The 4,524-nt window shown below is 60.4% G+C and carries 4 protein-coding genes; 3 read left to right on the forward strand and 1 reads right to left on the reverse strand.

The annotated features are described in order from the left end of the window. Positions 1 to 179: 179 nt before the first annotated feature. Entirely contained in the window at positions 180 to 1,745 is a 1,566-nt protein-coding gene (locus A7K61_RS30270) for a sigma-54-dependent phenylalanine hydroxylase transcriptional regulator PhhR (protein ID WP_003192990.1), read from the reverse strand. A 257-nt stretch (positions 1,746 to 2,002) separates the two neighbouring features. Here A7K61_RS30270 and phhA point away from each other — a divergent pair, with 257 nt between their 5' ends. The 3 genes from phhA to A7K61_RS30285 all read left to right on the forward strand — a co-directional run bounded on the left by phhA (position 2,003) and on the right by A7K61_RS30285 (position 4,442). Continuing rightward, complete coding sequence (gene phhA / locus A7K61_RS30275; protein WP_032895932.1) at positions 2,003 to 2,794, forward strand: phenylalanine 4-monooxygenase; 792 nt, start codon at positions 2,003 to 2,005, stop codon at positions 2,792 to 2,794. A gap of 98 nt (positions 2,795 to 2,892) precedes the next feature. Then, positions 2,893 to 3,249, forward strand: a complete 357-nt coding sequence (locus A7K61_RS30280; RefSeq protein WP_003192995.1) for a 4a-hydroxytetrahydrobiopterin dehydratase — start codon at positions 2,893 to 2,895, stop codon at positions 3,247 to 3,249. Continuing rightward, positions 3,249 to 4,442 carry an amino acid aminotransferase gene (locus A7K61_RS30285; protein WP_069558997.1) on the forward strand — a complete coding sequence of 398 codons (1,194 nt, stop codon included), beginning with the start codon at positions 3,249 to 3,251 and terminating at the stop codon, positions 4,440 to 4,442. Before A7K61_RS30280 ends, A7K61_RS30285 begins: the two co-directional genes overlap by 1 nt. Positions 4,443 to 4,524: the final 82 nt, after the last annotated feature.

The following is a 4,524-nucleotide window of genomic DNA, read 5'->3' on the forward strand; positions in this document are numbered from 1 at the left end:
AAAAGTGAGCCGCCGTCAGGGCGGAACCCTAAGTGGCCGCTACCTAAATATCGGATATGTACCCATTCCAACTGTGTTGACTGTTAGGCCGTCTTCGCAGGCAAGCCAGCTCCCACATTTGGATCGCGGTGCGTCAGTTAGATCAGCGCCGGCCGTCACAGGAGCAAGCTCCCACCGTTTTAACTGCGATCAGCCTTGAGCACTTCGTAATCACGCAGCTTGTTGGCAATGGTGGTGTGGGACACCCCCAGGCGCTTGCCCAACTGGCGACTGCTCGGGTGTTCGGCATACAGGCTTTCCAACACCGCCTTCTCAAAGCGCCCGACGATATCCTCCAGGCTGCCCTCCAGGGAAAAATCACCCAGCGGCTGGCGCACGCCATAATCCGGCAAGCGAATATGCTCAACCTTGACCGTACCGCCCTCACACAACGACACCGCCTGGAACAGCACGTTTTCCAGTTGCCGCACATTGCCCGGCCAGTGGTAGTGGCTGAGCTTGTCCATCGCGGCGGGGGCCAACTTGGGCAGTGGGCAACCGATCTGCCGGCTGGCCTGGTCGAGAAAGTGCTCGACCAACGGCGCAAGGCCATCCAGGCATTCGCGCAATGGCGGAATATGCAACGACAGCACATTCAGCCGATGATAAAGGTCCTGGCGAAACTCACCCCGGGCGCAGAGCTCCGACAAATCCACCTGGGTCGCACAGATCACCCGCACATCCAGGTACACCTCTTCATCACTGCCTACCCGGCGAAAACACCCGTCCTGCAGAAAGCGCAGCAGCTTGACCTGCAAGCGCGCGCTCATTTCCCCCACGCCATCCAGAAACAAGGTACCGCCCGCCGTCAGCTCAAGCAGGCCCAACTTGCCTTCGGCCCGCGCCCCTTCAAATGCGCCGGGGCCGTAGCCAAACAGTTCGGTCTCGGCCATCGACTCGGGCAACCCCGCACAGTTGAGCGCCATCAACGGCGATTGCCCGCGGGGGCTGGCCAAGTGGCAGGCCCGGGCCAACAGCTCCTTGCCGGTGCCGGTTTCGCCTTCTATTAATAGCGGTGCATCCAGCGGCGCCATGCGCCGCGCTTCACGCACCACCGCGGCCATGACCTTGGAGCTCTGGAAGATGCTGTCGAAACCGCGCAGCTCTTGCTTGCGCACGTTATAGATACGCTCACCGACACGGTCGGCGCGGTGCAGGGTGAGCACGGCGCCGGCCATGGCTTCGCTGTCATCGTGCTCGGAAGATTGCAGGGGCGCGATGTCCGCCAGAAATACGTCGCCCTTGACCTTGACCCGCAGGCCATTGATTCGCGATTTGCTGGCGCGCACCAGTTCCGGCAGGTCGAAGTCTTCGGCATACCGCGACAGGGGTATCCCGGGCACTTCATCCACCCGTACGCCCAGCAACTGCGCCGCCGCACGGTTGGCGGCCACGATGGAGCCGCCCATATCAATGGACAGCACCGGAAATTCCAGGGCGCCGAGCAATGCATTGAGTTCCATATGCCGACGCTCGCTGGGCATCAGCCCTACCCGCTTGACGCCAAACACCCCGGCAATCGCCTCGAACTGCGGGCGCAACGCCTGGAATTGCATGTTCACCAGGTTGGGGCAAAACAGGTAGATGGCGTTGCCATGCTCACCGCCGACTTCGCCCTTGGCGACGTTGACGCCGTACTCCACCAGCAGGTTGAGGATGTCCCGCAGGATGCCGATGCGGTTCTGGCAGTGCACTTTGATACGCATGGAAAAACTCGAAAAGGGAGTAGGCGCCGCGTCTTTTTGTCGCTGGGCGCAGATAGTCGTCAAGATTATGTGACAGTACGGCAGCTATTCCCAGCCTATAGCTGCGACAAGCGGGCCTATCGTAACGAATACTTTACGATTACCGGTAATTTTTCCTACATGCATCCGCTAAAGGCGGATGGAATCCTGCGCCTATCCGGTTATCAATAGAGGCATCCCAGGACATAACAAGAACGAATGCCTAGCAGGAGAGCCGTATGAAGCAGACGCACTACGTGGCCCGCGAGCCCGATGCGCAAGGTTTTATCCACTACCCGCCCGAAGAACACGCGGTGTGGAATACCCTGATCACTCGCCAGTTGAAAGTGATCGAGGGCCGCGCCTGCCAGGAATACCTGGACGGTATCGACAAGCTCGGCCTGCCCCTGGACCGCATCCCCCAACTGGGCGAAATCAACAAGGTGCTGGCCGACACCACCGGCTGGCAAGTCGCCCGCGTGCCGGCGCTGATTCCCTTCCAGACCTTTTTTGAATTGCTGGCCAGCAAGCAGTTTCCGGTGGCGACTTTTATTCGCACCCGTGAAGAACTGGACTACCTGCAAGAGCCGGATATTTTCCACGAGATCTTTGGCCACTGCCCGCTGCTGACCAACCCCTGGTTCGCTGAATTTACCCACACTTACGGCAAGCTCGGCCTGGCGGCCACCAAGGAGCAACGGGTGTACCTGGCGCGCCTGTACTGGATGACCATCGAGTTCGGCCTGGTGGACACACCTCAGGGCCGGCGTATCTACGGTGGCGGCATTCTGTCGTCGCCTAAAGAAAGTGTGTATTGCCTGTCGGACGAGCCCGAGCACCAGGCCTTCGACCCGCTGGAAGCGATGCGCACCCCCTATCGCATCGACATCCTGCAACCTTTGTACTTCGTATTGCCCGAACTCAAGCGCCTGTTCGACGTGGCCCAGGAAGACATCATGGGCATGGTCGAGCGCGGTATGGAGCTGGGCTTGCACGCACCGAAGTTTCCGCCCAAACCCAAAGCTGCGTGAACCTTACGTTTTAAGGCCAGGTGAGTCTGTTCCCTGGCCCCGCGTTGCTTTAGGGTAACGCCACTGACCTTCAATCATTCGAATTCAGGACACCTTCCATGACCACCTTGAACCAAGCCCACTGCGAAGCCTGCCGCGCCGATGCCCCGCAAGTCAGCGATGAAGAACTGCCGGTGCTGATCAAGCAGATCCCAGACTGGAACATCGAAGTGCGCGACGGCGTGATGCAGTTGGAAAAGGTTTTCCTGTTCAAGAACTTCAAATTCGCCCTGGCCTTCACCAACGCCATGGGTGAAATTTCCGAAGCCGAAGGCCATCACCCAGGCCTGCTCACCGAGTGGGGCAAAGTCACCGTGACCTGGTGGAGCCACTCCATCAAGGGCCTGCACCGCAACGACTTCATCATGGCCGCGCGCACCGACGAAGTGGCCAAGACTGCCGAGGGCCGCAAGTAATGCATTTCGATGCCATTGGTCGCGTGCCTGGCGACCCGATCCTCGGGCTGATGGACCTGTATGCTCAGGACGCCAACCCGAACAAGTTCGACCTGGGCGTAGGTGTCTATAAGGACGACCAAGGCCTGACGCCGATTCCTCACTCGGTGAAACTGGCGGAACAGCGCCTGGTCGAGACCCAAGTGACCAAGACCTATATTGGTGGCCATGGCGATGCAGCCTTCGGCAGCCTGATCAGCGAACTGGTGCTCGGCGCTGATTCGGCCTTGCTGCGTGACCGCCGCGCTGGCGCCACGCAAACCCCCGGCGGCACCGGCGCCCTGCGCCTGAGTGCCGACTTTATCGCCCACAGCCTGCCGGGCCGTGGCGTGTGGCTGAGCAACCCGACCTGGCCGATCCACGAAACCATTTTTGCCAAGGCCGGGCTCAAGGTCAGTCATTACCCTTACGTGGGCAGCGACAACCGCCTGGACGTGACGGCGATGCTGGCAACCCTGTCCGGCGTGCCCAAGGGCGACGTGGTATTGCTGCACGCGTGCTGCCATAACCCGACCGGCTTTGACCTGTCCCAGGACGACTGGCGCCAGGTCTTGCAGATCGTGCGTGAACGCCAGTTGCTGCCGCTGATCGATTTTGCCTACCAGGGCTTTGGCGATGGCCTGGAGCAGGACGCCTGGGCGGTGCGCCTGTTTGCCGCCGAGCTGCCGGAAGTGCTGATTACCAGTTCGTGCTCGAAGAACTTCGGCCTGTACCGCGACCGCGTAGGTGCGTTGATTGTGTGCGCGGCGGATGCTGAAAAGCTCACCGATGTACGCAGCCAACTGGCGAATATCGCGCGCAACCTGTGGTCGACGCCGCCGGATCATGGCGCCGCCGTGGTGGCGACCATCCTCGGTGATGCACAGCTGAAAAAGCAGTGGAGCGAGGAAGTCGAGGCCATGCGTTCGCGGATCGCCCAGTTGCGTTCCGGGTTGGTGGAAGCACTTGCGCCCCATGGGCTGGCCGAGCGCTTTGCGCATATCGGCGCGCAGCGGGGGATGTTTTCCTATACCGGCTTGAGTACCGAGCAGGTCAAGCAACTGCGCGAGAAGCACAGTGTGTATATGGTCAGTTCGGGGCGGGCTAACGTGGCCGGGGTTGATGCGACGCGCTTGACGTTGCTGGCTCAAGCCATTGCTGACGTCTCTAACTGAAGAAACGGGATTAAGTGTGGGAGCGGGCTTGCCTGCGATGGCTATAGATATCTACACAACGCTGTAGCGATCAACTGTAACC

It is taken from the genome of Pseudomonas sp. AP42, from assembly GCF_001728935.1.
GTDB lineage: Bacteria > Pseudomonadota > Gammaproteobacteria > Pseudomonadales > Pseudomonadaceae > Aquipseudomonas > Aquipseudomonas lactis.

Coding starts and splice junctions, on each gene's coding strand:
- A7K61_RS30270 (WP_003192990.1), bottom strand. CDS start 1,745: ATGCGTATCAAAGTGCACTGCCAGAACCGCATCGGCATCCTGCGGGAC.
- phhA (WP_032895932.1), top strand. CDS start 2,003: ATGAAGCAGACGCACTACGTGGCCCGCGAGCCCGATGCGCAAGGTTTT.
- A7K61_RS30280 (WP_003192995.1), top strand. CDS start 2,893: ATGACCACCTTGAACCAAGCCCACTGCGAAGCCTGCCGCGCCGATGCC.
- A7K61_RS30285 (WP_069558997.1), top strand. CDS start 3,249: ATGCATTTCGATGCCATTGGTCGCGTGCCTGGCGACCCGATCCTCGGG.